The organism is Pseudoalteromonas sp. SG41-2 (genome assembly GCF_014164535.1).
Taxonomy (GTDB): Bacteria; Pseudomonadota; Gammaproteobacteria; order Enterobacterales; family Alteromonadaceae; genus Pseudoalteromonas; species Pseudoalteromonas rhizosphaerae.
Genome location: NZ_JACJFK010000007.1, coordinates 12,555 through 38,935 on the forward strand (window position 1 = coordinate 12,555; position 26,381 = coordinate 38,935).

At 41.7% G+C, this 26,381-nt stretch carries 21 protein-coding genes; 13 read left to right on the top strand and 8 right to left on the bottom strand.

Going from position 1 to position 26,381, the window contains the following annotated elements; all coding sequences use genetic code 11:
• The 5 genes from bfr to H5186_RS07205 all read right to left on the bottom strand — a co-directional run bounded on the left by bfr (position 1) and on the right by H5186_RS07205 (position 5,577).
• The gene (gene bfr / locus H5186_RS07185; protein WP_149980077.1) at positions 1-474 is read right to left on the bottom strand and encodes a bacterioferritin; all 474 of its coding nucleotides are present in this window, start codon (positions 472-474) and stop codon (positions 1-3) included.
• Between the two features lie 222 nt (positions 475-696).
• On the bottom strand, positions 697-2,835 hold the full coding sequence (locus H5186_RS07190) for a TonB-dependent receptor (RefSeq protein ID WP_182794277.1): 2,139 nt from the start codon (positions 2,833-2,835) through the stop codon (positions 697-699).
• 121 nt (positions 2,836-2,956) lie between these two features.
• A complete protein-coding gene (locus tag H5186_RS07195) occupies positions 2,957-3,238 on the bottom strand; it encodes a hypothetical protein (RefSeq protein ID WP_149980079.1) in 282 nt (93 codons plus the stop codon).
• Positions 3,239-3,527: 289 nt separating this feature from the next.
• Positions 3,528-4,601 (bottom strand): PepSY domain-containing protein, encoded by a 1,074-nt coding sequence (locus H5186_RS07200; protein ID WP_182762260.1) that lies wholly within the window; start codon positions 4,599-4,601, stop codon positions 3,528-3,530.
• Positions 4,602-4,713: 112 nt separating this feature from the next.
• Positions 4,714-5,577, bottom strand: a complete 864-nt coding sequence (locus H5186_RS07205) for a cation diffusion facilitator family transporter (RefSeq protein WP_182762249.1) — start codon at positions 5,575-5,577, stop codon at positions 4,714-4,716.
• 166 nt (positions 5,578-5,743) lie between these two features.
• Here H5186_RS07205 and H5186_RS07210 point away from each other — a divergent pair, with 166 nt between their 5' ends.
• From H5186_RS07210 to H5186_RS07265, 12 genes are all read left to right on the top strand, one after another.
• Positions 5,744-6,124, top strand: coding sequence for a hypothetical protein (locus tag H5186_RS07210; RefSeq protein WP_182759469.1), 381 nt, complete (start codon positions 5,744-5,746; stop codon positions 6,122-6,124).
• 53 nt (positions 6,125-6,177) lie between these two features.
• Positions 6,178-7,437 carry a TolC family protein gene (locus H5186_RS07215; RefSeq protein ID WP_182762253.1) on the top strand — a complete coding sequence of 420 codons (1,260 nt, stop codon included), beginning with the start codon at positions 6,178-6,180 and terminating at the stop codon, positions 7,435-7,437.
• A complete protein-coding gene (locus H5186_RS07220; RefSeq protein ID WP_145236232.1) occupies positions 7,434-8,654 on the top strand; it encodes an efflux RND transporter periplasmic adaptor subunit in 1,221 nt (406 codons plus the stop codon). The genes H5186_RS07215 and H5186_RS07220 overlap by 4 nt, the downstream gene beginning before the upstream one ends.
• An 11-nt stretch (positions 8,655-8,665) precedes the next feature.
• Positions 8,666-11,806 carry an efflux RND transporter permease subunit gene (locus tag H5186_RS07225; protein WP_182794278.1) on the top strand — a complete coding sequence of 1,047 codons (3,141 nt, stop codon included), beginning with the start codon at positions 8,666-8,668 and terminating at the stop codon, positions 11,804-11,806.
• A gap of 108 nt (positions 11,807-11,914) precedes the next feature.
• Positions 11,915-16,663, top strand: a complete 4,749-nt coding sequence (locus tag H5186_RS07230; protein WP_182794279.1) for a PAS domain-containing protein — start codon at positions 11,915-11,917, stop codon at positions 16,661-16,663.
• Positions 16,664-16,690: 27 nt separating this feature from the next.
• Positions 16,691-17,182: a GNAT family N-acetyltransferase gene (locus tag H5186_RS07235; RefSeq protein WP_182762259.1), complete on the top strand. Its 492-nt coding sequence runs from the start codon at positions 16,691-16,693 to the stop codon at positions 17,180-17,182.
• 89 nt (positions 17,183-17,271) lie between these two features.
• Positions 17,272-17,778 carry a hypothetical protein gene (locus H5186_RS07240; protein WP_182717821.1) on the top strand — a complete coding sequence of 169 codons (507 nt, stop codon included), beginning with the start codon at positions 17,272-17,274 and terminating at the stop codon, positions 17,776-17,778.
• Between the two features lie 30 nt (positions 17,779-17,808).
• Positions 17,809-18,435: a superoxide dismutase gene (locus H5186_RS07245; protein ID WP_149980088.1), complete on the top strand. Its 627-nt coding sequence runs from the start codon at positions 17,809-17,811 to the stop codon at positions 18,433-18,435.
• Between the two features lie 78 nt (positions 18,436-18,513).
• A complete protein-coding gene (locus H5186_RS07250; protein WP_182794280.1) occupies positions 18,514-19,875 on the top strand; it encodes a DNA-3-methyladenine glycosylase 2 family protein in 1,362 nt (453 codons plus the stop codon).
• Positions 19,872-20,345, top strand: coding sequence for a methylated-DNA--[protein]-cysteine S-methyltransferase (locus H5186_RS07255; protein ID WP_149980090.1), 474 nt, complete (start codon positions 19,872-19,874; stop codon positions 20,343-20,345). The genes H5186_RS07250 and H5186_RS07255 overlap by 4 nt, the downstream gene beginning before the upstream one ends.
• Before the next feature lie 76 nt (positions 20,346-20,421).
• Positions 20,422-21,273, top strand: coding sequence for an amino acid ABC transporter substrate-binding protein (locus tag H5186_RS07260; protein WP_246175464.1), 852 nt, complete (start codon positions 20,422-20,424; stop codon positions 21,271-21,273).
• A gap of 88 nt (positions 21,274-21,361) precedes the next feature.
• Positions 21,362-21,952: a thymidine kinase gene (locus H5186_RS07265; RefSeq protein ID WP_145236208.1), complete on the top strand. Its 591-nt coding sequence runs from the start codon at positions 21,362-21,364 to the stop codon at positions 21,950-21,952.
• On the opposite strand, the gene ltaE is transcribed toward H5186_RS07265, so the two are convergent.
• Complete coding sequence (ltaE, locus tag H5186_RS07270; protein WP_182717824.1) at positions 21,929-22,942, bottom strand: low-specificity L-threonine aldolase; 1,014 nt, start codon at positions 22,940-22,942, stop codon at positions 21,929-21,931. The two genes, H5186_RS07265 and ltaE, sit on opposite strands and share 24 nt — an antisense overlap.
• Entirely contained in the window at positions 22,939-23,886 is a 948-nt protein-coding gene (rlmF, locus tag H5186_RS07275; protein WP_182717825.1) for a 23S rRNA (adenine(1618)-N(6))-methyltransferase RlmF, read from the bottom strand. Before rlmF ends, ltaE begins: the two co-directional genes overlap by 4 nt.
• A gap of 123 nt (positions 23,887-24,009) precedes the next feature.
• Here rlmF and H5186_RS07280 point away from each other — a divergent pair, with 123 nt between their 5' ends.
• Positions 24,010-24,924, top strand: a complete 915-nt coding sequence (locus tag H5186_RS07280) for an alpha/beta hydrolase (protein WP_149980093.1) — start codon at positions 24,010-24,012, stop codon at positions 24,922-24,924.
• Here the strand turns inward: H5186_RS07280 and H5186_RS07285 are convergent.
• Entirely contained in the window at positions 24,878-26,332 is a 1,455-nt protein-coding gene (locus tag H5186_RS07285; protein ID WP_182717826.1) for a sulfotransferase, read from the bottom strand. The two genes, H5186_RS07280 and H5186_RS07285, sit on opposite strands and share 47 nt — an antisense overlap.
• Positions 26,333-26,381 lie beyond the last annotated feature (49 nt).

Sequence of the window (26,381 nt, forward strand, 5' to 3'; positions counted from 1 at the left end):
CTATTCGCCCATTTGTGATTGGTGATAGTTTTGGCTACCAATTTTATCAATCAAACCAAGTTGTTGTTCAAGCCAGTAAACATGATCTTCTTCGGTATCGAATAATAGCTTTTCAAGGATCTCACGTGACTGATAGTCTTTTTCTTGCTCACAGACTGCAATTACTTCTTTAACACATTCAACGACTTCAAGCTCTAGGGTTAAGTCATTTTGCATCATTGATTTAACATCATGACCAATAATAAGATCACGGCGTTTGGTCATGTTTGGTACGCCTTCGAGGAATAAAATACGCTTAATTAACCAATCAGCGTGATCTTTTTCTTCTTCCATTTCATGATTAAGGCGTACATAAAGTTTATCTAAACCCCAATCATCGTACATACGTGAGTGGATAAAATATTGATCGATTGCTGCAAGTTCATTTGCAAGCAATGTGTTAAAGCTGTCGATAACTTTTTGATTACCTTTCATAACGGCCTACCTTGAAATTCATAATTGCGACAAGTTTAGTGTAAAATCACAAAATTGCAAGTATTTTCCTTTTAAATCATATGGTTAATATTGCGTGTGATTCTCGTTTAAGTTTGCATTGTTGGTTGCTTTGTGAACAGATTGCTATTTATATTTAAGGTTAAAGATGAAATTAAGAAAGGCTCGTTCATTGCACCGCGCAATGAACGAGTTTAATGATGCTTAAAATTTATATTTAACGCCAACAGTTGCTGTTGTTCCTAAACCTTTGATGTTGTAGCCGCCGAATGTATATGACTGAGCACGGGCTGGAAAGTAATCTTCGTTAAATAAGTTCTCGATACCTGCAAACCCTTGCCAGTTATCAGCAAATTGGTATTGGCCAGTTAAGTTAAAAATATTATAATTTTCGACAGGGCCCTGATCGCCCACATATTTGCCATCGTCATTTGCTGCAAAGCGTTTTCTATCGCCGACATACAGGTAACTTAATGTTAGTGACATAGCATCACTAGGTTGCCAGTTTAGGTTAGCTGTCGCTTTTGGTGGGCTGATCTGTTTAGAACCTAAATAAACATCTGCTTCGGTGTTTTTACCTTCAACATAGCTATACGTTGCCAGTAATTTTAGGTTTGCAGAAATTGTATAATCTACCAGTGTTTCGTAGCCCCAAATTTCCTGTGGTGCTCGCACTGGTTCATATACGCCGGTCACTTCATTAAATTTATTGGTTGTGCCAAGTTCAGAGGTACTACGATATGCGGCAACTTCAATACGTACATTATCAAATTGTGAATTAAAACCAATTTCATAGTTGTCGATGATCGAGGCTTCAGTTTGGATCTGTCCAATATCGTTTACCGTGGCAGCACGTAACAGACGGCCAATATCTGAAATATCGGAGCCTTGTGAGTAGCTTAAAAATGGGCTGAATTTTTCATCAAGGTTGTACTTAATACCAACATTATAGGTTGTCGCATCGTAATCTATAGTGTCGCCTTTAACGTTAATAGGTACTGAGCACTGAGTTGGCGTTTTACATAGTTTAAGTGTGCGGTAATCGTCTACAGTTAAATCAATGCTTTCTTTGCGAACACCGGCTTTGACAATAAGGTCATCAGCAATCACCCATTTGGTTTGTAAAAAGCCAGCAACACTTTGCATATCCATTTCTGGAACCCAGATACGGCCATCAACAAGTGGCTGCGAAGTCACATCGGTTAATGCATCGATACCATAAATAAATGAGGCTTCGATAGAATCAAAATCTATTAGGGTATTAAATGTTGCGCGTGCGCCTTTTTTCTCAGATCTTATAATTGACTGGCCGCCGTCATAATTTTCGTCTTGATTAGCAAGATTGGGGGAGAAGAAAAACACGTTTTCTATATCTTGCATATAAAGATCTAAGGTCATTTGGGTGTTATCAAATAGCGCGTAGTCTATGTACTTTAGGGTGATATTTTCGTTGCCTTCGGGGCCTTGTGGTTTACCTTGTTTTTGTAATTCAGGTGGTACATGGATTGCGTAGGTTTTTTCGCCTAAGCTGATATCGCCAGCAACATCGCCAAGGTCAGTTTTTTGCTGCGAACTGAAGTAGTTATAACTAAATTGTAGCTGTTTTTCGTCATCAAAATCATAGCCCAATTTAGTAAAGTAGTTTTGTGTAACTGCGTCAGATAAACCATATTGTAAACCGAGTATGTCACCCTGGGCATCGCGTTGTACGCCATTTTCTTCATAGCTGGCAGTAACTAAATAGCTAAATTTGTCAGCACGGCCATTAATGGCTGCTGATAGCCTTGCACCGGCACTTTCCTCAAGTTTTACCGCACTAAAGCGACTCGATAAACTTATTTCACCTTCGGTTTTACCATCACTTTTTGCTTGTTTAGTGATGTAATTAATAATACCACCTGATGCACCGTTACCGTAAATAGAGGTGGCACCTTTGATCACCTCAATGCGGCCGATAGCACTTGGGTCGAGGCTCTTTATACCTAAAGAGCCATTACGCAGTGGGGTTGATTGCGGCACGCCGTCAATCATTATAAGTGGTGCACGACCACGCAGCGTTTGCCCGGTATTACTCGAACTACCTGTATCAGGAGCAAGGCCCGGCACCATTTGCGCAAGTAAGCTTTGTAGCTCTGGATTTACTTTTAAATGCTCTTCGATTTGCTGTTGATTGATAATAGTAATTGATGCGGGAACCTCATCAATGCTTTCAAAAACACGGCTACCAGAGACAACCACACGCTCCATTTGTGCATCGGTTAATTGGTTTTTATTGATTGCTTCATCGGCAAAAGTGGCAGTGCTTACAGCGAGGGCTAATAAAGTGAAAGAGGTTTTAAACATGAAGATCCTTTACGACTATGTAATTATGAGATATTGCTGTTTTTATTGGCGCAATAATAAGTGTAAAGAAGTGTAAAGGCAAGGGTATTGATAGTTATTATCAATTGCATTTTGTTTTTTGCTATTCAAAAAAGTTAAACATCAGCATTATGCTTGCAAAAAATGCCAACCAAAGCGGCGCACTTGCTTGATATTTTCCGACATTAAAAAGTTGATAACAAAAACCAATAAGCAGTAGTAGCTCAATAAGTAGCTGGAGTGGAAAACCCACAAAGGCATAAATGATTCCTATCACTGAGAGAAAGCTATTACCTGATAGTTTGCTCAAGGTGCCAGTAAAAAACTCGGCTGCTATAAAAAAGCACAAGTGGTTGATTATAAATAATAATAGAACACTTTTCATAGCTCTCGTCCTTAAGCTTTTTTCCTGATGCGCTAATAAGTGATTAATTCCATGTAATTGGTACGATTAATTTTAGGAGCTAAAATAGGAAAAATAAAGCAACGTCACTTGTTTAAAGTATGAGTTGCCACAAGGCAAAAAGTACATTTACATCGAGTCAGGAACGGCAGTTATTTGAAAGGTAAGGGTGGCATGAGTTGATCTGACAGTGTTACTGGTGGTGTGAACTTAAAGTTATTGTTCAACATCACCAGTGCGAGCTGATTTATTAAAACGTTATAATGCTGGGTTATCTATAATGGCGCTTATACCAAAAGTAACCCCCGCTGATAGTAAAAAAAGCAGGCAGTAGTGCAACCAATAGCCATAACATTTGCACCAAAAAACCGGCAAAATCGCCAATATGAAATTTGTATTTAAAATTCCACGCGCGAGTTGTGAGGTTGGCTTTTGAGGCATCGTAAGATTGCAGGACTTGACCGGTGTATTGATCGGCCCATACCCAACTATAAGCATGACTTTCATCAGGGTTTCTTACTCTAAGTGCAACTGGGTCGCTGGCTTTTTTAGGCAAATAGATACGAAATAATTCAGCCTCAGGAAATACAGCTAATGCGTTTTGTATAGCCACTGCAAAGTTATCGCCATTGATTATATTTGGCACCTCGAGTTCCGGCGCTTTAGGGCGTGCCTCTACATTATTTTGTGTTACAAACTCAAGCACTGCTTTGGTCTCGTCTTTCCAGTGAAATGCCATACCAGTAAAGGCAATTAAAATAAGAGGGATAAATAGATACATGCCAATCACTGTATGGAGTTGGTAAAGCAAAATACGTAATTTAGCCTTGGGTTTTATTACTAAACGTTTTAGGCGATTTTTAGGTTTAAGCCACATGTATACGCCAACGAATATATTGATAATAAAAATTAACGCACAGATAGAGACCCAATTGCGCAGCGGCTTTTTGCCATCTGTATCTTGGTATAATAGCCAACGATGAACGGCCATGGTAAAGCCATACACTGTACTGTAATAATCATATTTGAGCAGTACTTGTCCGGTATATGGGTTAACGCTGATATAGTTTTTATCAGCAAGCTGGGCTTGCCATGCAACAGTGGGCTGCTGCTCTGGCATAAGTAAAGTGACATTTTGTTTGGAGTGAATAGCCAGCGTATTGATAAGCACCGGATAGGCCAGTGGTGTTGATTGCGGGGTTACTGTCCAATATTGCGGGTTAATGATTTGCTGAATGTCTTTTGCGTAAATTAAAATAGCGCCGGTGATGCTTAAACAGATCAAAAACAGCCCACTAACTAATGTCAGTATTAAATGAGTACGGCGTAACCACAGCTTTAACAACACAGATATCCTATGATATTTATAAAAATAAAGATGCGATGATAAATGAGAACGCGAGCTGTTTTCAATAAAAATCCGATTAAATGCAATTATGAGTTCGCATCATGGTTTGTTATTGTGGCTGTTTATATTCAATAATACATTGCTCAATAGCAAATTCATGGTGTAAATAGTCTTTAATTGCGTCAATATCAAGTGGCTGAGTAGCTATGATCACCAGTTCACAACAGGTCGTTTTCTCATCAATTTGCCAGGCTTTAATGCTGAGTACTTGGCTAATTGTAAAGTGCTTTTGTAACGCATTAGTGATTGCTTCACGATTAAAGTTATTGGGCGCAGCTTGCATAAGAATTTTGCAACTTTCAATCAGTAGTAATACCCCGTGATAAATTACATATGCCGAAATGAATACTGTGGCAATCAAATCAACAATATACCATTGATAGAGAATAATTAAGGTACCAGCCACAATTACCACGATCGAGGCCATAGCATCAGACACATTATGAATAAATGCAGCGCGAATATTCATGCTATTTTTTGCCCCCGCACGAAAGGTCAACACCGCCGTCGCAACATCAATTACTAGTGCTAATGCTGCCACCCACACTACAATCCAGCCATCGATTGGGGTTGGGTTAAAATAGCTGTCAATGGCTTCTAGTATTAAAAATCCACCAATAATGATTAAGGTGCTGCTGTTTAACAATGTGGCTAAAATTTCTGCACGTTTATAACCAAAATGATAGTGCTCGTTAGCGGGTTTATTACCAATTCTACGGGCGATTAATGCGATAAAAATAGCCGCTGCATCACTGAGATTATGCAGTGCATCGGCAATTAAAGACAGACTGCCAGAGATGAGACCGCCAACAACTTGGGCAATAGTAAGTAGCACATTGATAAAAACAGCGAAGCCTAGCTGGCGATCACTTTGGTCGTCATTGTGATGACTATGAGAATGTTGATGAGCCATATTCAGTATTGCCTAAGTTGTTATTATATTGATACTGCTATACTAAATGAGCATTGCTGAATTAGCCAGCGGCATAAAGTTGGCATCTGTCGCGAGCGGTTAAGCACTTCTCAGTAACGAAAAGATGTGTTAAGTTAGCTTGGAAATCGTTCAAAGGATATATTGCTTGAAGCAATTAGTGTTGTTAATCTTAGCGTTTGTACTACTTCAGCCTGTGCTGGATAGTTTTGACGTGGCTGATCATAACACTGCTATTAATGTAACTTCGCAATTATTACATCAACAAAGTCAATTAGACGAACACTGCTCTGTCAATAACGATCATGATATTCATCAACTGCAACATCAGCAATTAAGCCAAGCCTTAGCTGATAACGCCGATGATGCGCATTGTCATGTATGTCATATCCCCGCATTTTTTACTGAGCCGTGGCAGCAGCATGTCAATTTACCAAGCTACGACATTATTAGTTTGAACGCCCCTGCATTTAATTCGCGTCTGCTTATTCCTGATCTACGCCCTCCAATTACTCACTCACTAAGTTAATTTTTAGCTGGCCAACATCATGGTCACCGATTTATTTAGTAAGAGTATATGTTATGAATTTATACAAACCATTTGGGTTTGCTTGTCTGTGTGCGACTGTATTAGCTGCACCACCCGCATTGGCTGCGCCAACGCATAATACCGGCGATTTAACCTGGTTGTTGTTGCAATTAAAACAACACCCAAATTTACAGGCTGATTTTCAGCAGCTGCAAAGTGCCACTGCATCTGTGCGAGCCGCAGGGCAATCTCTATATAATCCAAACCTTGAGTCGAGTATTGAAAAAGAAGGCGATGCTAATAATTTTAGTATTGGGCTGAGCCAAACATTTGATATTAATGATCAACAACAGGCACAACACAGTGCGGCGCTACTTACACTGGTTGCACAGCAGCAGCGTTTGCAATTAACGTATTTACAATTAGTTGAACAAACCCTGATTGCGCTTATCAATTGGCGCAGTAGTAAAGCAGCTTTTCAGTTAGCGCAACAGCAAGAGCAGCAATTAGAGCGTTTAGTTACCGTGGTTAAGCGCCGTCGAGCGGCCGGAGAAGTCGGGTTGCTGGATGAACAATTAGCATTGTACTCACTATCAGAAATTTTGAATCAAACCGCCCAACAAGCCAGTGCTTATGCAGATGCTAAATTAGCTGTGCAGGCACTGTTACCAACGTGGCACGAAGATGGACAGCTGACACCTGAACAGTTACTCAGTGGTATTAAACTCACTACAGATACTGAAAATGTGGTCCAACATCCACAACTTTTGCTGGTGAAATCACAATGGCAACAACAGCGTCAGCAAGTAAAGGTGATCAAAGCAGAGCGAGCCGTCAAACCAACCATTGGGCTTGTAGCAGGTAAAAATGGTGATGATAACCTTGTCTCTGTGAGTTTTTCTATGCCGCTGAATATAGTGAATAATTTTAGCGATGAATACCAAGCCGCTGAATTTACGGTGATGTCAAAAGAAGCCGAATATCAAGCTTTAAAGCGCACTATGACGTTTCAAGCACAAGCCAGTAAAGAGGTGATGCAAGCGTACGCTCAGCGCGTTAAGCGTTGGCAGTCGATTAACCAAGCAAATGCAGATAGCAGCCTTGCGTTGATAGAGCAACAATGGCAAAGCGGTGATATCAGTACCGCTGAGTACTTAACCATGCGCCAACAGCGTATTTCAGGATTACTTGCTGGCATTGAAATTGTTCAGCAGAGCCAACTGGCGAGTGTGAATTGGTTAACGCAAAGTGGTCAACTTAGCCATTATATTTCTACCTTTACGGATCCCCTAACTGATGGAGCTGCACTATGACGCGCTTAAAAATTATTCTTTCTGCTCTGCTATTTATTTTTAGCAATTTAGGGCAGGCAACCACTGTTGCACAACAAAAGTTTGATGATACAAAAACAGGTCATCAACACAGTGAAGAAGCACCGCACGCTCATACACCAGATGCAGCCCTTGATCATAGTGCTACCACAGCAGTACAACCGAGTGAGAATGTTGCACATGATCAAGCCGGCGGGGTACGTTTAACCCCGACACAAATGCGTTTAGCAAATGTGCAGATCAGCCCATTAGAAAAGCACACTTATCAAGCGCAGTTGTATGCCCCTGGTGAAATCAAAGCTAATGGTTATAGCAGTTATGTGTTGTCGCCACGGGTAGATTCAATTGTGGTGAAACGTCACGCAACCTTAGGACAACATATTCAAGTAGGCGCACCGTTAGTGACTTTATTTAGTGCTGAGGTCGCCAGTGCACAAACCACTTATCGATTAGCTAAAGCACAGTGGCTGCGGGTGCAAAAAATGGGCAAAGGTACGGTGAGCGAAAAACGCTTACTCACAGCCAAGGCCGAATATGAAGTGGCTCACAGTCAACTTGTGGCGTTTGGTTTATCGGCTAAAGCAATTGCGCAAAGTGCGGTCAGCCCAGCCGATAAACTGGGGGAGTACACATTATTTGCTGGTACGTCAGGGGCTGTGCTCAGTGATAATTTTGCACAAGGGCAGCGGGTCGATGCGGGAATTGAACTGATGCTGATTGCTGATGAAAGTCTACTGTGGGTTGAAGCGCAATTGTCGGCAAATCAAACCATTAATATTGATACAGGGACAATAGCGCAAGTGAAAGTGAATCAATTCACATACCCAGCCAAGGTGATCCAAGAAGCACACACTATAGATCAGATCACTCGTTCACGGATTGTGCGTTTAAGTGTACAAAACAGCCAGCATCAATTACACCCAGGGATGTTTAGTGACGTGTATTTTGAATTTTCAACTGAGCAACAAGTGTTGGCAGTACCAGAGCAAGCTCTACTTAGGAACCCAGATGGTGATTGGGCGGTATATGTGCAAGATGAAGACGGTGAACTTATAGCAACTGAAATTGAACGTGGCCGACGGTTTGGTCAGCTTCGTGAAATTAAAGGATTAGCTGAGGGCACTAAAGTCGTTACTCAAGGAGCATTTTTTGTCGCATCAGAACAAGCTAAAGGCGGTTTTGATCCGCACAACCATTAGGAGCTAACACTATGTTTAATAATATAATAGATAGTGCGATTGCTAATCGACTACTGGTTTTGCTGACTCTTTGTGTATTAATTGTCACCAGTGTTGTGGTGATCCCAAAACTCAACCTTGATGCTTTTCCAGATGTTACCAATGTGCAAGTGGCTGTTAATACCGAAGCACCAGGTTTGGCTGCCGTTGAAGTTGAGCAGCTGATCACTTACCCAATTGAAGCGGTCATGTATGCATTACCTGATGTAGAGCAAGTTCGTTCGATTTCTAAAACGGGGCTTTCTGGTGTTACCGTGGTTTTTAAAGAAGGGGTGGATATCTATTTTGCCCGCCAACTGGTATTTGAGCGTTTGCAAGCAGCGAAAGAACTGATCCCGGACGGGATTGGCTTGCCAGAAATGGGCCCGAATACGTCAGGGCTCGGGCAGGTTTACCAATACTTATTAGCGGCATCACCTGAGTCTGGCTTGGATAGTATGGCGCTGCGCAGCTTAAACGATTGGATTGTCAAATTGCTTATTCTACCTGTTGATGGGGTTACCGAAGTACTGTCGTTCGGTGGTGATGTGCGTCAATACCAAGTAAATCTTAACCCAAATAAGTTATTGGCTTATCAGCTCGAACAACAACAAGTGGTAACTGCACTGGAAGAAAACAACACTAATGTAGGTGGCTGGTATATGAACCGCGGCCAAGAGCAGTTAGTTATTCGTGGAACAGGTTGGTTCAATGCCGGCACACTAGGGCTGCAAGAAATAGCACAAACGCCATTGAAAACCATCAATGGCACAGTGATCACCATTGCCGATGTGGCAGAGGTGACGCTTGGCAGTGAAATTCGCCAAGGTGCCGCTACGATGAGTAAAAAAGATGGTCAAGGTAATGTGCAATCATTAGGTGAAGTGGTGACAGGGGTGGTATTAAAACGCATTGGTGCAAATACCAAGCAAACCATTGATGGTATTAGCGCGCGGATTGCGATGATCAATCAAGCACTACCAGAGGGAGTAACGTTTGAACCGTTATATGACCAAGCTGATTTGATCACCAAAGCGGTTGATACTGTGGTGGATGCCTTGCTATTAGCGTTTGTATTTATTGTGGTTGTGCTGGCGTTGTTTTTAATGAATTTACGCGCCACATTATTGGTTTTATTGTCTATACCAATCTCCATTAGTATGGCTTTATGTGTCATGTCGTGGTTAGGGCTCTCGGCTAATTTGATGTCACTCGGTGGTATTGCTGTGGCAATTGGTATGCTGGTGGATGGCTCGGTGGTGATGGTGGAAAATATTTTTCGTCACTTAACTAACAATACTCATGCTGATCACTCACCGGCTAAATTGATTACTGTGGCGGCTAAAGAAGTTGCCAGGCCGGTATTTTTTGCTGCACTAATTATTTTAGTCGTGTTTATGCCGCTGTTTAGTTTTGAAGGTGTAGAAGCTAAATTATTCCAGCCAATGGCTATAAGTATCATGTTAGCCATTATTTCTGCTGTGATTGTTGCGCTAGTAATCGTGCCAGCAATGGCAGTGTATTTATTTTCTAAAGGTGTCACAGTTAGGCGCAGTGTATTACTTGAGCCGTTAGATAAAACTTATCAAATATGTTTACGCTGGGCAATGAACGCACGTAAAACGGTGATCTCGCTGGCGGGAATATTAGTGGTGATTGCTGGTATCTTATTGCCGCAACTAGGTACTGAGTTTGTGCCAGAGCTTGAAGAAGGCACTATTAACTTACGGGTAACGCTGGCACCTTCGGCAAGCTTGGATACAGCATTAATGGTCGCTCCTAAGTTGGAAGCGATATTATTGGCCTTTCCTGAAGTTGAGTATGCACTTAGCCGAATTGGTCGCCCAGAAGTCGGGGGGGATCCAGAGCCAGTTAATAATATTGAAATTTACTTAGGTTTAAAGCCGGTGAGTGAATGGCAATCAGCTGCTAATCGTGCACAACTGCAAGTGTTAATGGAACAAAAATTAGCGCAGTTTCCTGGTTTATTGTTTAACTTTTCACAGCCGATAGCCACGCGGGTGGATGAGCTACTATCAGGGGTGAAAGCGCAACTAGCGATTAAGCTGTTTGGTGCTGATTTAGATGTGTTAGTCGCTAAAGGGCAGCAAATTGAGCAAGCTGTAAAAGGTGTTGCTGGCGCTAAAGATGTGGCAATGGAACAAATTGCTGGTGAAGCACAATTAGTGATAAAACCGAACCGCTTAGCACTTTCTCGCTATGGTTTATCTGTGGGGGATTTAATGTCGATAGTGCAAGATGGCATTGGCGGCACTGCGGCAGGGCAAATTATTAATGCCAATGAGCGGTATGATATTTATGTGCGCATTGGTGCAGAGTTTCGTGACAGCCCAGAAGCCATTGCAGACCTGCGTTTATTATCACCGACAGGTGCCGTGGTTAGGGTTGGGGATGTCGCAACGGTTAATATTGAATCTGGTCCGCCACAAGTGCGTCGTGATGACGTTCAGCGCCGAGTAGTGATCCAAGCCAATGTACAAGGGCGCGATATGGGCTCAGTCGTCGCGGATATTCGCCTTGCCATAGCTGAGCAAGTTGATTTACCCGCAGGTTATGGTGTGAATATCGGCGGTCAATTTGAAAACCAACAACGGGCGCAGCAACGTTTATCTATCGTGGTGCCTATTTCGCTGGCTTTGATTGCATTACTTTTGTATTTTGCATTTGGCTCAATAGGCCAAGCATTGCTGATTTTAGTCAATGTGCCGTTAGCAGTTATTGGTGGTGTGGTTGCACTTTACGTATCGGGGCAATATTTATCAGTGCCAAGCTCTGTGGGTTTTATTACCTTGTTTGGGGTAGCTGTGCTTAACGGCGTGGTGATGGTAGAGAGTATTAATAATCGTGTTAAAGCGGGAGATAGTCTACAAAGCGCAGCATTTAATGGCGCACTATCTCGGCTGCGACCCGTACTAATGACGGCGTTAACCTCAGCGCTTGGTTTGATACCCATGTTGATATCAACAGGGATCGGCGCTGAAATTCAAAAACCATTAGCAACGGTTATTGTTGGCGGATTATTTACCGCAACCTTTCTTACCTTATTTGTATTGCCGGTACTCTACACTCAATTTAGTCAGCAGTTTTACCGTGTCAATGGGAATAAAAACTAGCTCTACTGCAGTACCTTACACAAGGCGCATAAACTTGCGTCTTGTGCTATTTAGTGCATTAATATAAGTAAGTTTCTAAAACAATAAAAAGTTGATTATGGAAATACAATGCTGAATGGCCTGTTAAAAAATAAAAGCCAATCTATACGGACGAAACTGATTGTTACTTTTATTGTCATTGCGCTAGCACCATTATTTTTAATGTCTTGGTTTAGTCTTCAACATGTAAGCAACTCCCTTGAAAAAAGCGCCCAAACTGAACTTGGTGAATTAAGCAGTATTGGTAAGCAATTTGCGAATATTTGGTTTGCAGATCACATTAAAGACCTATATCTATTAAATGATCAACTAAGTCATAGCCAGCTAAATAAACGGCTACTGATTGATGAGTTTGTTGATCGATATGATTTTGTCAATGAAATTCATATTATCTTCGACCCCTCAAATACCCCAAACCCAGTTAATAACAGTGCGTTTTCAGCCTTAAATCGTGATCAGTTAATTGCGATGCTAGCGGCTATTGAGCAAGGGCAAAAAAGTGTATTTATATCTTCAATGGGGGCTGAAACACATCATTTTGTGGCGTTACCTATGATAGACGAGCAACGCGGACTTTATGCAATAGTATTAGCGAATATAAATTTTCAAGGCTTGCTCGATAATTTAGAACATATTCATAATAATAATGAGGGACTAACTTTCTTTATTGTGAAAGCAGGTGAAATCAAAGGTGCCCAATTGCACCCGAGTGTATTACCAAAAGCTGATTATTTTACTAATGTGGCAAATACTGAACAGGTTTTTACCTATCGAAAAATAGATGACACATTACACTATGCCATTTTAACGGACTTGAATTTTGCAAACGCCACAGGCTGGCAGCTATTGGTTGAAAAGCCTGCAGCCGTTATGTTGCAAGGTGCCAGTGACTATAAGTTTGCAGCTGTGGTTGCTAATGCTTTTGCATTTTTAGTGATCTTAATTCTATCGTGGTGGTTTGGACGACGTTTATCTCGCCCGTTCATTAGCCTTGCCAATGCCAGCGCTGAAATAACCCGAGGTGAGCGCAACAATATTCCTATTCTGGAAGACAGTAGTGAATTACATCAGCTGTCGATTGATCTAGAACACTTAGTCAGTAGTAAGGTACAACAGCAAGAACGGCTAGAGCATCAAAGCACAGCGCTTCAGCTTGCCTTAAAACAGTTAGCGGAACAAAAAAGTGCACTTGATGAACATGCAATTGTTGCTGTGACCGATATCAAGGGCACGATCACCTTTGTTAATAAGAAATTTTGTGAGATCAGCGGTTACAGCGAAAGTGAATTGTTAGGAAAAAACCACCGTATTTTAAACTCTGGGACTCATCCTAAAGATTTTTTTAAGGACATGTATAAAGCCGTAACCGCAGGCAATGTATGGCATGCGCAAATCTGTAATCGAGCAAAAAATGGTGACTTTTATTGGGTCGATACTACAGTTGCGCCTTTTTTAGATGAACAGGGCAAGCCCCAAAGTTATATCGCTATTCGCACCGACATCACAGCATTAAAACTACAAGAATTTGAACTCGAACAACACAAAACACAATTACAATTAGTGTTGGACAGCACTGCAGTAGGGATTTGGGACTGGTATGTAGATACTGGCAAAGCATACTTTAATAACCGCTGGGCGAGTATTATCGGTTATAAATTGGAAGAACTACAACCAACTGATTTTAATACATGGAACAAATATACTCATCCAGATGATCTTGTTACTTCAGGGCAGCTTTTAGAGCAGCATTTTGCGGGTGAGAGCGATTATTATGTCTGCGAAGTTCGTATGTTGCATCGTCTCGGACATTGGGTGTGGGTACTGACCACAGGACGTATCGTTGAGCGCAATAGTGATGGCTCTGCAAAACGAATGATAGGTACTCACCTTGATATTACAGAGCGAAAAGAAACAGAAGCACAATTACAATTGAGTCGCGACCGATTTGTGTCTCTGGTCGGCAATATTCCAGGCATTGTGTATCGATGTAAATACGATGCCCAATGGAGCATGCTCTACCTGAGTGAACAAACAAAAGTTATTACCGGCTATGAACCAAATGATTTAGTTGATAATCATAAGCTTAGCTTTGTTGAATTAATTCACCCGGATGATGTTGCTAGCGTGGCTGAGAAAGTAAGAGTCGATATTGATGCTCGTCAGCCATGGTCATTAGAATACCGTTTGGTCGCTTCTGATGGCTGTATTCATTGGGTACATGAAAAAGGTCAAGCAGTGTATGATCAGGCTGGCAACGTATTGTATTTAGATGGTTTTATTCATGATATAACCGAGCGTTATCATACTCAATCGACACTTTATCGCCAACAAAGTTTACTTGAAGCAATGAGTAAACAAGGCCAAATTGGTGCCTGGGAAGTGGATTTAGAAGCACAGACAATGTATTGGTCCGATGAAGTCAAAGCAATTCATGAAGTCGCTGGCGACTACCAGCCAGTAATAGGGCAAGCTCTTGATTTTTATAAGCAAGGTGAACATCGTGATAAAATTAGCGAACTGTTTGAAGATGCAGTTATTAATGGTAATAGCTGGGAAATTGAGTTAATCCTTGTCACAGCGTTAGGCAATGAAAGGTGGGTTAAGTCGATAGGGCAAGTTGAATTTAAAAATGAACGTTGCGTGCGTGTGTATGGTTCATTTCAAAATATTGATACTTATAAACATCTCGAATTAGAGAGTAAAAAAGCCAACCAATATAATAAAAACCTAGCGAGTTTAACCGTCTCACCTGAGTTATTGGCAGGTAATTTCGATGTAGTAAAAAATTTAGTGACGCAGTCAATGTGTGATGTACTTGATGTGCAACGCTCAGCAGTGTGGGTGTTTGATGAAGCTAGCGATGAAATGACGTGCGTGAGTTTATTTATCGATGATCAAGGTTTTGTTGAGCAGCCTTTAGTGCTTAAAGCGAGTGAATTTCCCGCTTATTACCAAGCAATATTTGCACAAGGTTTAGTGGCAATTAATGATGTTAATAGCCATCCTGCAACCGCCGAATTGATTGACACTTACACAACACCATTAAATATTAATTCGATGCTCGATGCCGTTATATCTACCGGTGAGGGTATATTAGGAGTGCTCTGTGCGGAAAGTGTCGGTAGCTATCGCTGTTGGAGCCAAAATGAAGAAACCTATTTACGCTCTTTAGCGACCTTAGTGGGCAGCGTGTTAATGTCGCAAAGGCGTAAGCAAACCGCCCAAGAGCTGAAAATTGCATTAGTCAAAGCCAATGCTGCTGCAACAGCAAAAAGTCAATTTTTAGCAACCATGAGTCATGAAATTCGTACCCCAATGAATGGGGTGTTGGGTATGCTTGAGCTGATCGAACTTGAAGCGTTGACCAAGCCGGTGCGAACGAAAGTCGCGATAGCAAAAAATAGCGCGCATTCTTTATTGTCGGTGATCAATGATATTTTAGATTTTTCGAAAGTTGATGCCGGTAAAATCGAGCTAGAAAGTATCAACTTCAATGTCTGTAATTTACTCGGAGAGGTGGCGGAATCTCAAGCCCTTGCGGCGCAAGATAAAGATATCGAAATCATTATTGATTTAGTGGCTGTGACACCGGTGCAATTTAAAGGCGATCCGGGGCGTATTCGCCAAGTGCTGACCAATTTACTGAGTAACGCTGTTAAGTTTACTGCGCAAGGTGAAGTATTGATCCGCGCATCAGTAACTCCTATTGAACAACAATATCAGCTCAGTATTAGTGTAAAAGACTCTGGCATCGGAATTGATCTAACCAAGCAAGAAGATTTATTCAGCCCATTTTCGCAAGTAGATGCCTCGACTACGCGTGAATATGGCGGCACTGGATTAGGTTTGGCGATTAGTAAACAATTGTGTGAGTTAATGGGTGGAGAAGTAACGTTAGTCAGTGAGGTAGGGCATGGTTGTGAGTTTACCGCGACAGTGATGCTAGAGGCGGGAAGTGACACTGAGCGTAGTATACCGACCATAGATATGACCAAGCTCACTATATTGGTGGTTGATGATAACGAAACCAATCGGATTGTGATAAGCCAACAGCTTGCTCATTGGGGTGCAAAAGTTGAGCTTGCTTGTAATGCAGCACAAGCCTTGCAGTTATGTAAAAAGCGCCTTGCAGATAAACTTAATTTGTATGATATTGCCGTGTTGGATATGCAAATGCCAGGAATGGATGGCTTAGCACTGTGTCGAAAATTAAAAGCCGATGATGATTTTAAAGCAATGCCATTAGTAATGATGACCAGTATTGCTGGCATGGAAGGAGTACAACGTTTTAGCGATGCAGGGTTCCAAGCGTATTTTCCAAAACCTATCACTACGGCTGATTTGATCAGTGCCATGGCGGTGATCGCTCATGGTGGTAGCGCCGATTTACCTTTAGTGACATCAAGTTATATATCCTCACTGCGTAGTGATCAGCATAGAGCAAATAGCCATATTTTATTGGTTGAAGACAATCCGATTAACCAGCAAGTATCTAAACTAATGTTAAGTAAACTGAATTTTACCGTAACGCTAGCGGAGAATGGTCAGCAAGCCCTTGATATTTTAGCGAAAGTACCTGCAGAACACTTTAATTTAGTGCTCATGGACTGCCAAATGCCGGTGCTGGATGGATTTGACGCTACTCGCGCAATTCGTGCCGGTGAGGCGGGTGCTAAACATCAACAGATCACAATTATTGCACTCACAGCCAATGCAATGGATGAAGACAAACAGCTGTGTTTAGCGTCTGGAATGGATGACTACTTGGCTAAACCAATTCAACTACAAATATTAAAAGATAAACTAGATCAGTATTAAACAATGCAGTAATAAATAAGAGAGCTTATGACAGACCAAAAAACGATTACCTTAAGAGATGCGCAGCCTTCGGATGCTGCTACTATTTTGCATTTTATTACCGAATTGGCAATTTATGAAAAAGAGCCCGATGCGGTTAAAACCGATGAACAGGCGATTTTAAAAACCCTGTTTAGTGAAGGTGCAACAGCGCATAGTTTGATTTGTTTTGAAGGCGATACGCCAATTGGCTTTGCGGTGTACTTTTACAATTATTCGACTTGGCTTGGCAAGAATGGCTTGTACCTTGAAGACTTATATGTCAGCCCAGATAGCCGAGGTAATGGTGCGGGTAAACTGATTATGCAACATTTGGCACGCCAAGCTATCGCAAAAGATTGTGGCCGTTTTGAATGGGTGGTACTTGACTGGAATCAACCTGCGATCGATTTTTACAATAGTATGGGGGCAGAGCCACAAAATGAGTGGATCATTTATCGGCTTACAGGACAAGCATTAATTGATTTTGTCGAGAAATAAAAATACGTAATATAAATAAAAATCATTTGCATCAAGTTGTTTGACTGTGTAAATTAATCACATCATTTAATTTTGTGCAGGTGATTTTTATGTCACACCCACAGTTTCACAGCAGCAATAAATTGTCTCAGGTTGAGCAAGTATTAAGTCCTTGGCAAGCCAACATCATTGCTGGAAATACAGCGTTTGAACGCGGTGCTTTAATTGAAGCTCGCGATAAATACACGACAGCACACACCCTCTCAGCTCGTTTATTAAGCCAATTTAGCCAAGCAAAAATATGCCAGTCAGTTATTAGCGCAATTGAACATTGCTGCCCCGCATTCGTTGTTGCCGCTCATAATTTAGCGGATACATATCGAGCCATGAACCAAGCAGAGCAAGCGTGTCAGTGTTTGTGTGATGTGCATATAAGTTTAAGTCATTTGCTCCAGCATCCATGCGATACGGTGCGTACAGTGGTTGTGCACCATCATCACAAAACCTACACAGAGTTAGTACAGTTTGCCAAATTGCACAGTCATTACCCGCAATTAATAGAACAAATCAATCAGACGTTAAGTTACACCCCAGATCAAACTGCCACTGTGCATTGATCACTTATCTTAATCCGACAAGGAACAATTATGGCGTTTACATTACCCCCATTACCATATGAGTACGATGCGTTAGAGCCACATTTAGATGCTAAAACTATGGAGATCCACCATACTTTGCATCATCAAACATATATCAATAAAGCCAATGCGGCACTTGAAAATACCCAGTATAGTGATACTGATGTACATGAGTTACTCGCAAAGATTGACACGTTGCCAACTGAGCTGCAAAAAGTAGTGCAAGAGCATGGTGGCGGACATGCAAACCATTCATTGTTTTGGACAGTAATGAGCCCCAATGGTGGGGATCAGCCAAAAGGGAGCTTATTAGATGCGATCACAGAGCAGCTTGGCGGCTTTGATAACTTTAAAGAGTCATTTACAGCGGCAGCTGTTAGTCGCTTCGGCAGTGGCTGGGCGTGGCTAAGTGTTAATAAAGATAACCAGCTTGTGGTGGAAAGTAGTTTAAATCAAGATAGTCCATTAATGCACGGCAACACGCCGATTTTAGGTTTAGATGTGTGGGAGCACGCCTATTATCTGAAATACCAAAACCGCCGCCCGGAGTATATCGCAGCATTTTATAATGTTATTAATTGGGCTGAAGTTGAGCGTCGTTATTTAGCTGCTACCAGTAAATCAATCAGCGAATAAAGGTTGAGTGCCGAAAATGGCTAGTAAACTGTGTTTTTTCACGTACTCTATTAGCAGATGTATAGTTAAGAGCACCTTATGGATACTAGCCATTGGCAACTTGCCAGACAAAGCCGCGACCATCGTTTTGATGGACTCTTTTTCATCGGTGTTAAAAGCACCGGTATTTATTGTCGGCCAATTTGTCCTGCCCCTACTGCAAAAGAGCAAAACGTAGAGTACTTTCAATATGCGCACAATGCTGCCCAGGCTGGATTTCGCCCGTGCATTCGTTGTCGTCCAGATAGCGCCCCTGGAAGTAGCGCATGGCAAGGAACAAAAACCACAGCGCTGCGAGCCAAACAGCTGATAGACAGTGACTTAACAACGCAACATAGCTGTGAACAGTTAGCTGAGCGACTCGGCGTGAGTAGCCGCTATTTAAGGCAGTTATTTCAGCAACATTTTGGTATCTCAGTAACTCAGTATCGGTTATTTAATCAATGTCATTTTGCTAAAAAACTGCTGCAAGAAACTAATTTATCGGTATCTCAAGTTGCTTTTGCAGCGGGCTTTAATAGTATTCGTCGCTTTAATGATGCGTTTTTACAGCAGTTACATATTTGCCCGTCAAAAATGCGTGGTGAGCGCAGCACAACACGTGCGATTTTGACGCTTAAATTACCTTTTCGGCCCCCTTATAATTGGACTGCGTTACAGCAATTTTTAGCTAAGCGGTTAATTTCACCTCTTGAGTGGCTTGGCGAGACATATTATGGTCGCAGCTTTAAAAATCAGCATTGCCAAGGTCAGTTTACGGCTGAGTTTGTAGAGCACAAACATCACTTTTTAGTCAGCATTGATATTGATCAGCCGCGCTTTTTACAGCCTATTTTAAGTGAAATTCGCAGGGTGCTCGATTTAGATGCCGATACTGCGCAAATCGAACAACACCTAGCAACTCAACTTCAAGGGGCAATTGTGTTAACCCAAGGATTGCGGTTACCGGGTATTTGGTCGGTATTTGAGGCTGGTATTCGTGCGGTACTTGGCCAACAAGTAAGTGTAACTGCCGCGCATAACTTAGTGACTCAGCTGGTGGATGAACTGGGCGAACAAGATGGCGAGCGAGTGTATTTTCCAACCCCTGAGGTAGTGGCAAACAGTGAGCTGGCATTTTTTAAAATGCCTCAAGCGAGAAAGAATGCGCTGCGTAATTTAGCGCAGTTTTGCGCCGATAACCCTGATTGTCATCAGCTTGATCAATGGCTGCCACTCAAAGGGATTGGACCTTGGACAGTAAACTATGCAAAATTACGCGGCCAAAGTCAGCCCGATATTTTATTAGCGGGAGATTTAGGCGTAAAGAAAGCCCAAGCGGGGGCAAAACCATTTAATGATGAGATGTGCGCGCCATTTCGCTCCTATTTAACCTTTCAACTATGGCAGCAGCTAACATGACTATTATCCAAACCCGCATACCCAGCCCAATTGATGAGATTATTATTCAAGGTAACCAACACGGGGTCAGTTATGTGGGCTTTTATCCAGTTATAGAGTGCTCAGAAACCCCATTTTCAGATGTTGAGCAGCCACATATTTTAAATTGTGCTGCGCAGCTTAATGACTACTTTGCAGGCAAGCGAACAACCTTTGATGTCACTCTAGCCACCCATGGCACTGCTTTTCAACAAGCGGTATGGCAAGCGCTCACCGCGGTGCCATTTGGACAAACACAGAGTTATTCAGATATTGCTCATGCACTCAATAATCCCAAGGCAGTTCGCGCAGTGGGGGCTGCTAATGGTAAAAACCCAATCAGTATTATTGTGCCGTGTCACCGTATTATTGGTGCCAATGGTAAATTGACCGGCTATGCGGGTGGGCTAGAGCGCAAGCAGTGGTTACTTGAGCACGAAGGGATCATCTAAATTTTTTGGTTTAGTTACTAAACAATTCATTTTTTCGGTCTACACTTTAGATGAAACGTCTAGGGAGCAAGATAAAATGAAACAAAATAAACGTGTTAGGGATAATTTATTGGCGTTATTGGTACTCAGTAGCGGGTGTAGTTTGCTATCAACAGCGGCAATTGCTAACTCAACTGAACTAATTTTTTGTTATGAAGATAAAACTGTCGCGCCGATGTTTTTAGCGCAAAGCAATGAAATGTTAGGTACTCAACCAGAAGCATCGCTAGAAATCCTACAAAATCTAGATAATACACTTTCACAACTGTCTATTCGTTATCAGCGTAAAGCTTGGCTAAGTTGTTTAAATGATCTGCGTACAAATAAAGTGAATGCGGTTATTGCTACCTATCGACCTGAGCGAACTGAATTTGCCCAATACCCAATGGATGGAACTCAGCAACTGGATCCGCGTTTTGCAGTGAGTGAATTTGGCAGTTGTCTCATCGGGGGAAAAAAATTTCACCAGCAATGGCAAAGCCGCGAAGTATTTCAGACCAGGGCTTTTACATTAGCTATTGCGAACGGTTATGACTTAGGCAAGGTATTACATCAAGAGCCTTTTTTTGTTCAACATACTTCCTCAGTCGAAAAAGCCGTTGAGTTGATCGACCGTGGAGTCGTTGATGCTACGCTTGACGTGTGCCAAGTTGGCGATCGGAAAGTATCAAACTTCCGGTATAAAACAGCCCAAGTACAAGCCATTTATCCTCCACTTGAAAAAGCCCAAGGCTATTTGCTTTTCTCTAAGCAGTTTTATCAACAGCATAAGGCGCTTAGTCAACGTATTTGGCAAACCATCGCTGCACAAGATAATGCCAAGCTGTATGTTGAATATTTAGATAAAACTAATCACGAAGCTAGGGTCGTCAGTAGCAGGCACCGTTGAGTTATAGTTCTATAACACGGGTAAAAAAGGTGATGTTCAATCAAGATTAAGGTAGCATTAGCGCACTTTTTTCAGGGTAGGCATTTTCATGGCTCAGCTGTACTTTTATTATTCTGCAATGAACGCAGGTAAATCTACCACGCTTTTACAATCGGCATTTAACTATCGCGAACGCGGCATGGAGCCCGTTATTTTAACGGCTGCATTGGATGATCGTGCTGGTGTTGGTAAGGTATCTTCTCGAATTGGTTTACAAGCTGATGCACATATTTTTGATGCTGACAAAGATGTTTTTGAACTGATCAAACAGCTTAATAGTGAACAAAAACGTCATTGTGTGCTGGTGGATGAATGTCAATTTTTATCACGTCAGCAAGTAATGCAACTGACCGATGTGGTGGATGAATTAGGCATTCCGGTGTTGTGCTATGGCTTGCGTAATGACTTTAGAGGCGAGTTATTTAGCGGCTCGCAGTACTTACTAGCGTGGGCTGATAAACTGGTTGAACTTAAAACGGTGTGTCATTGCGGTCGCAAAGCGAACCATGTATTGCGTACGGATGAGCAAGGCAAAGCGATTGCCGATGGTAATCAAGTGGAAATTGGCGGCAACGACCGTTATGTGTCGGTGTGCCGCAAACACTATAAAGCTGCGTTAAACATGCAGCGCCGAAGTTAACGCTGCTATAAATTGATCAATATCGGCTCGAGTGATCTGTAAATGAGTTACTAAACGCAAAGTTTTGCTTGGGCTGAATACTATCCCTTGTGCTTTTAGTTGCTGTGCAATGGCATTAATATCAACACTATCAGCAACATTTGCATAGACCATATTGGTTGTATCGCGCGACAAGTCAACGTTAAAGCCTTCAATGGCACTGAGCTGCTGCGCTAAGTAACGCGCATTGCTGTGATCGTCGGCTAAACGGCTAACATTGTGCTCAAGTGCATAGTGGCCAGCGGCTGCCAGCATACCAGCTTGGCGCATAGCGCCGCCAAGTACTTTACGCCAACGCCTTGCTTTATTGATCAGTTCAACAGAGCCAAGTAGTAATGAGCCTACTGGTGCGCCTAAGCCTTTTGATAAGCAAATAGACACGGAGTCAAAGTGTTTAGTTATCTCGGTAATATCTACCCTAAGCGCAACCGCAGCGTTATAAACGCGAGCACCATCCAAATGCAGTGCTAATTGATGGCTGTGAGTGAACTCACGCGCTTGGGCTAAATAACTTAATGGCAGCACTTTACCGCCAATGGTGTTTTCTAAACTGAGTAAGCGGGTATTAGCAAAGTGAAAGTCTTTGGGTTTGATAGCGGCGCGTATTTTGTCAAAGCAGAGGCTGCCATCATTTTCATTCTCGATAGGTTGCGGTTGGATTGATCCAAGCACTGCCGCTCCACCGCCTTCAAATTTATAATTGTGTGCATTTTGCCCGCAAATATATTCATCACCACGTTCGCAATGAGCCATTAACGCTAATAAGTTTGCTTGGGTGCCGGAGCTACAAAACAATGCACTGGCAAAGCCATGACGCTGTGCTGCAACGCTTTCTAATTTATTAATACTGGGATCATCACCATATACATCATCACCTAAAGGGGCATTGAACATAATTTCGCGCATTTTAGCGCAGGGCTTAGTGACAGTATCAGAACGAAAATCAATCATGATATCTCCGGTTGTGTAAATTGCTGGCTGATCTCTTGGCGAGTTTGTTGATCAAAATAACTCCACGCAATAAAGCGACTCACTTTTTGCCCTTGCGCCATTTCAATGATTTTAACTTCAGCCACAGGGTGTGTTTTTAATTGTGCTTGTAACGTGGCTAAGTTTTCTTTTTTTGAAACTAAAGAGGTAAACCACATACACTGCTCAGCAAATAGGGCACTTTCATCGATCATGGTACAAATGAATTGCGCTTCGCCACCTTCACACCAAAGCTCATTATGTTGCCCGCCAAAATTTAAAGCCGATTTAGGGGCTTTGCCTAAGTTTTTCCATTTCCGCTCGCTACTTTGAGCTGCTTGTTGTTCACTGGCATGAAAAGGAGGGTTACACAATGTAATATGAAAAAGCTCTTTTGCATTTATTACCCCCTGAAAAATATGCTGCGACTGCTTTTGTAGCTTGACGGTAATTTTGCGATTATTAAATTGTACGATTTGTTTGGCTAATTTTACAGCGCTCGGATCTATATCTGAGCCTGTGACGCTCCAGTTATATTCATGGCTTGCTAGTAACGGGTAAATTATGTTCGCACCAGTACCTATATCCAGCACTTTAACTTGTCTGCCTTGAGGTATAACGCCTTGATTATCGTTTGCTAGTAAATCGGCCAAGTAGTGAATGTAATCAACGCGTCCTGGAATCGGTGGGCAAAGGTTGTGTTCAGGTATATCCCAAAAATCAACGTTATAGTACGCTTGCAAAAGTGCTTGATTAAGCGTTTTTACTGCTTTGTTATCACTAAAATCAATACTTTTAGTACCATTGGGAGTAAGCACGATATATGGTTTTAAAGTGGGCACTTGAATACTTAGGTAGTCTAAATCATAGCCTTCGTTATGGCGATTTCGAGGGTGTAGTTTTGATTTTAATGGTGTTGATTTCATAACAAATAATTAGCTTAACAAACAAAAAAATTATTTTACCAGAGAAACACATTGACGTGTGATCTTGTTTAAATTACTGGTAGGATGAGTTGCGGTTCATAACAATGACAACAAGGAACTGAAATGGCGATCGTACAAGAATCAGTATTTATTAAACTAACTGAGCTACAAACATTACATTTGCGCCGCATAGCAGATAACAGCAAAGCCGCTGGGCCAGCTGTGTTGTTTATGCATGGTGCTGTTGAAAACGGTAAAATATTTTATACGCATTCAAATAAGGGTTTAGCACCTTTTTTAGCTGAGCAAGGATATGTGTGTTATGTGGCTGATCTACGAGGTCGTGGTGGCAGCAAACCGGCTATCTCAAAGCATGCTCACTATGGCCAAACCGAAGCTATTATTGAAGATATTCCCGCTTTTATTGCTAAAATTACCGAGCGTGAAGGTAGACCACCAGCGTATTGGGTAGCCCATTCCTGGGGTGGTGTATTAATGAACAGTGTGTTTGCGCGTTTCCCACAGTATATCAATGATGTAAAAGCATGTGCTTACTTTGGTACTAAACGCTCGCTTTATAATCATCATCCACAAAAATACCTTCAAGGAAATTTGATTTGGTATTTTTTAGCGCCAATACTGGCTAAAAAACATGGTTATTTACCCGCCAAAAGACTCAAGTGGGGCAGTGATGATGAAACTAAAAAGTCGCATTATCAAAGTATGCAATGGGCTAAACGTAAACCATGGTTAGATAGCGACGACGGGTTTGATTACGCGCAAGCTGTGGCTGGCTTAAGTTTGCCACCGACCTTACACATAGGGGGGGTGAAAGACAAAGCGCTTGCACAACAAATTGATATTGAAAAATTTATTGCCGAGTCAGGTACTGGTATTCAACACCTGCAAATGTACGGGAAAAAACACGGCCATCAATATGATTACGATCATATTAATATGTTAACGCACGCCAGTGCTAAAGCAGATCAATTTAAGGATCTAGTGACGTGGTTTGAGCGTCATTCAGCAACGCCCTGAGTGGCGTTTCAAAACGTTTCCAGTGTTCTATTGCACGGTTATGTAGCGGTTTTCGTACTGCGGCTTTGCTAAGCGTGGTAACTGGTTTTTTTGATTTATAAAAGTCTAAACATTGTGCTTCAAATGCGGTACCTAAAAATGTAAATACGCTTTTTAACGTATCGCGCGGCTCGCTGATCAGTTGCTCATAATGAACATCTAAGATAGCCGAAGGTATTGCTTGTTGCCAATGCGTCATCAAACCTTGGTATAAATCATAGTAACGTTTAAATTCAGGTAATGAGCAAAAATAAGGTTCATTTTCTGCAAAGTAATTACTATAAACGGACCAAGCTGTGGCATTAAAATCGCGCTGCAAGTTAATAAACTTAGCATTTGGAAACAATAAATAGATAAGCCCTAACGATTGATAATTCGCGGGCAATTTGTTGATCATAAACGCGCGAATAGGTTTAGCTTGTTTTAACCGTGCGGTATAAAGAGCCCGCGCTTGCTCAATCAGTTGCGGTGTTAGTGCGCTAATACATTCAGGGTAGGGCAACTTGGTTTGTTGCTCTATGAATGCAACAATTTGCGAGCTAATACAGCGATCTTCCCCAAGGCTTGCAAATTCACTATGTGAAGCTAACATTTGTTCTAATAATGTTGAGCCACTGCGTGGCATGCCAATAATAAAAACGGGCGTAACAGTACCAGTAAATCCAGGCTTGATAGTGGCAAATAAACTTTTTGGATTATAACGCATAATACTTTGATAAAACGGCGTTAATTGTTCAGTGTTGAAGCTACTCAATTGCAGCTGCAATTTATTGGCTAGTTTATAATAATTTACAGCTTGTTCTATATCATTGAGTTGATCATAACTTTTTGCCAAGGCGTAATAACAAACCATTTTTAAACGTAAATTATTGGTTTGTGTGAGTAAATGATGCAAGTTACTGATGTAGTTATGCTGTTGATCAAAGCGGCCAAGTTGTACCAGTTCAAATAAAATATAAGCAGTGACCGGATATAAACCAATACTTAGTGCTTGTGCAAAGGTGGTGTGTGCTTTATCTAATTCGCCATGGGTTAAATAATGTTGTGCGAGATAATAGTGTGGCTCTGGGTTATGACTAGCAATGCTTTTTGCGTACTCCAGTACTGTTAATGCATCATTTGGCGAATTAACGCCATTAAATGCATCCGCTAACGCGTGCAGTGGCTCCAACATATTAGGCAGACGTTCACAGCTTCTTTGTAATAAATAAACCGCAGCATCAAAGCGCTCTAAGCGCAGGGCAATACGGCCCAAACCAAATAGCGCTTCGCCATTTTGGGGATCACTTTCAAGCAAGGTTTTATAGTGAAACTCCGCTTCTTGGAGTTTGTTTTCGGCAAGTAGTTGGTTAGCTTTTTTTAGCAACATGCATCACTTTTTTTATTTTTTAGTTACTAGATTTATTATTTGGGTATAG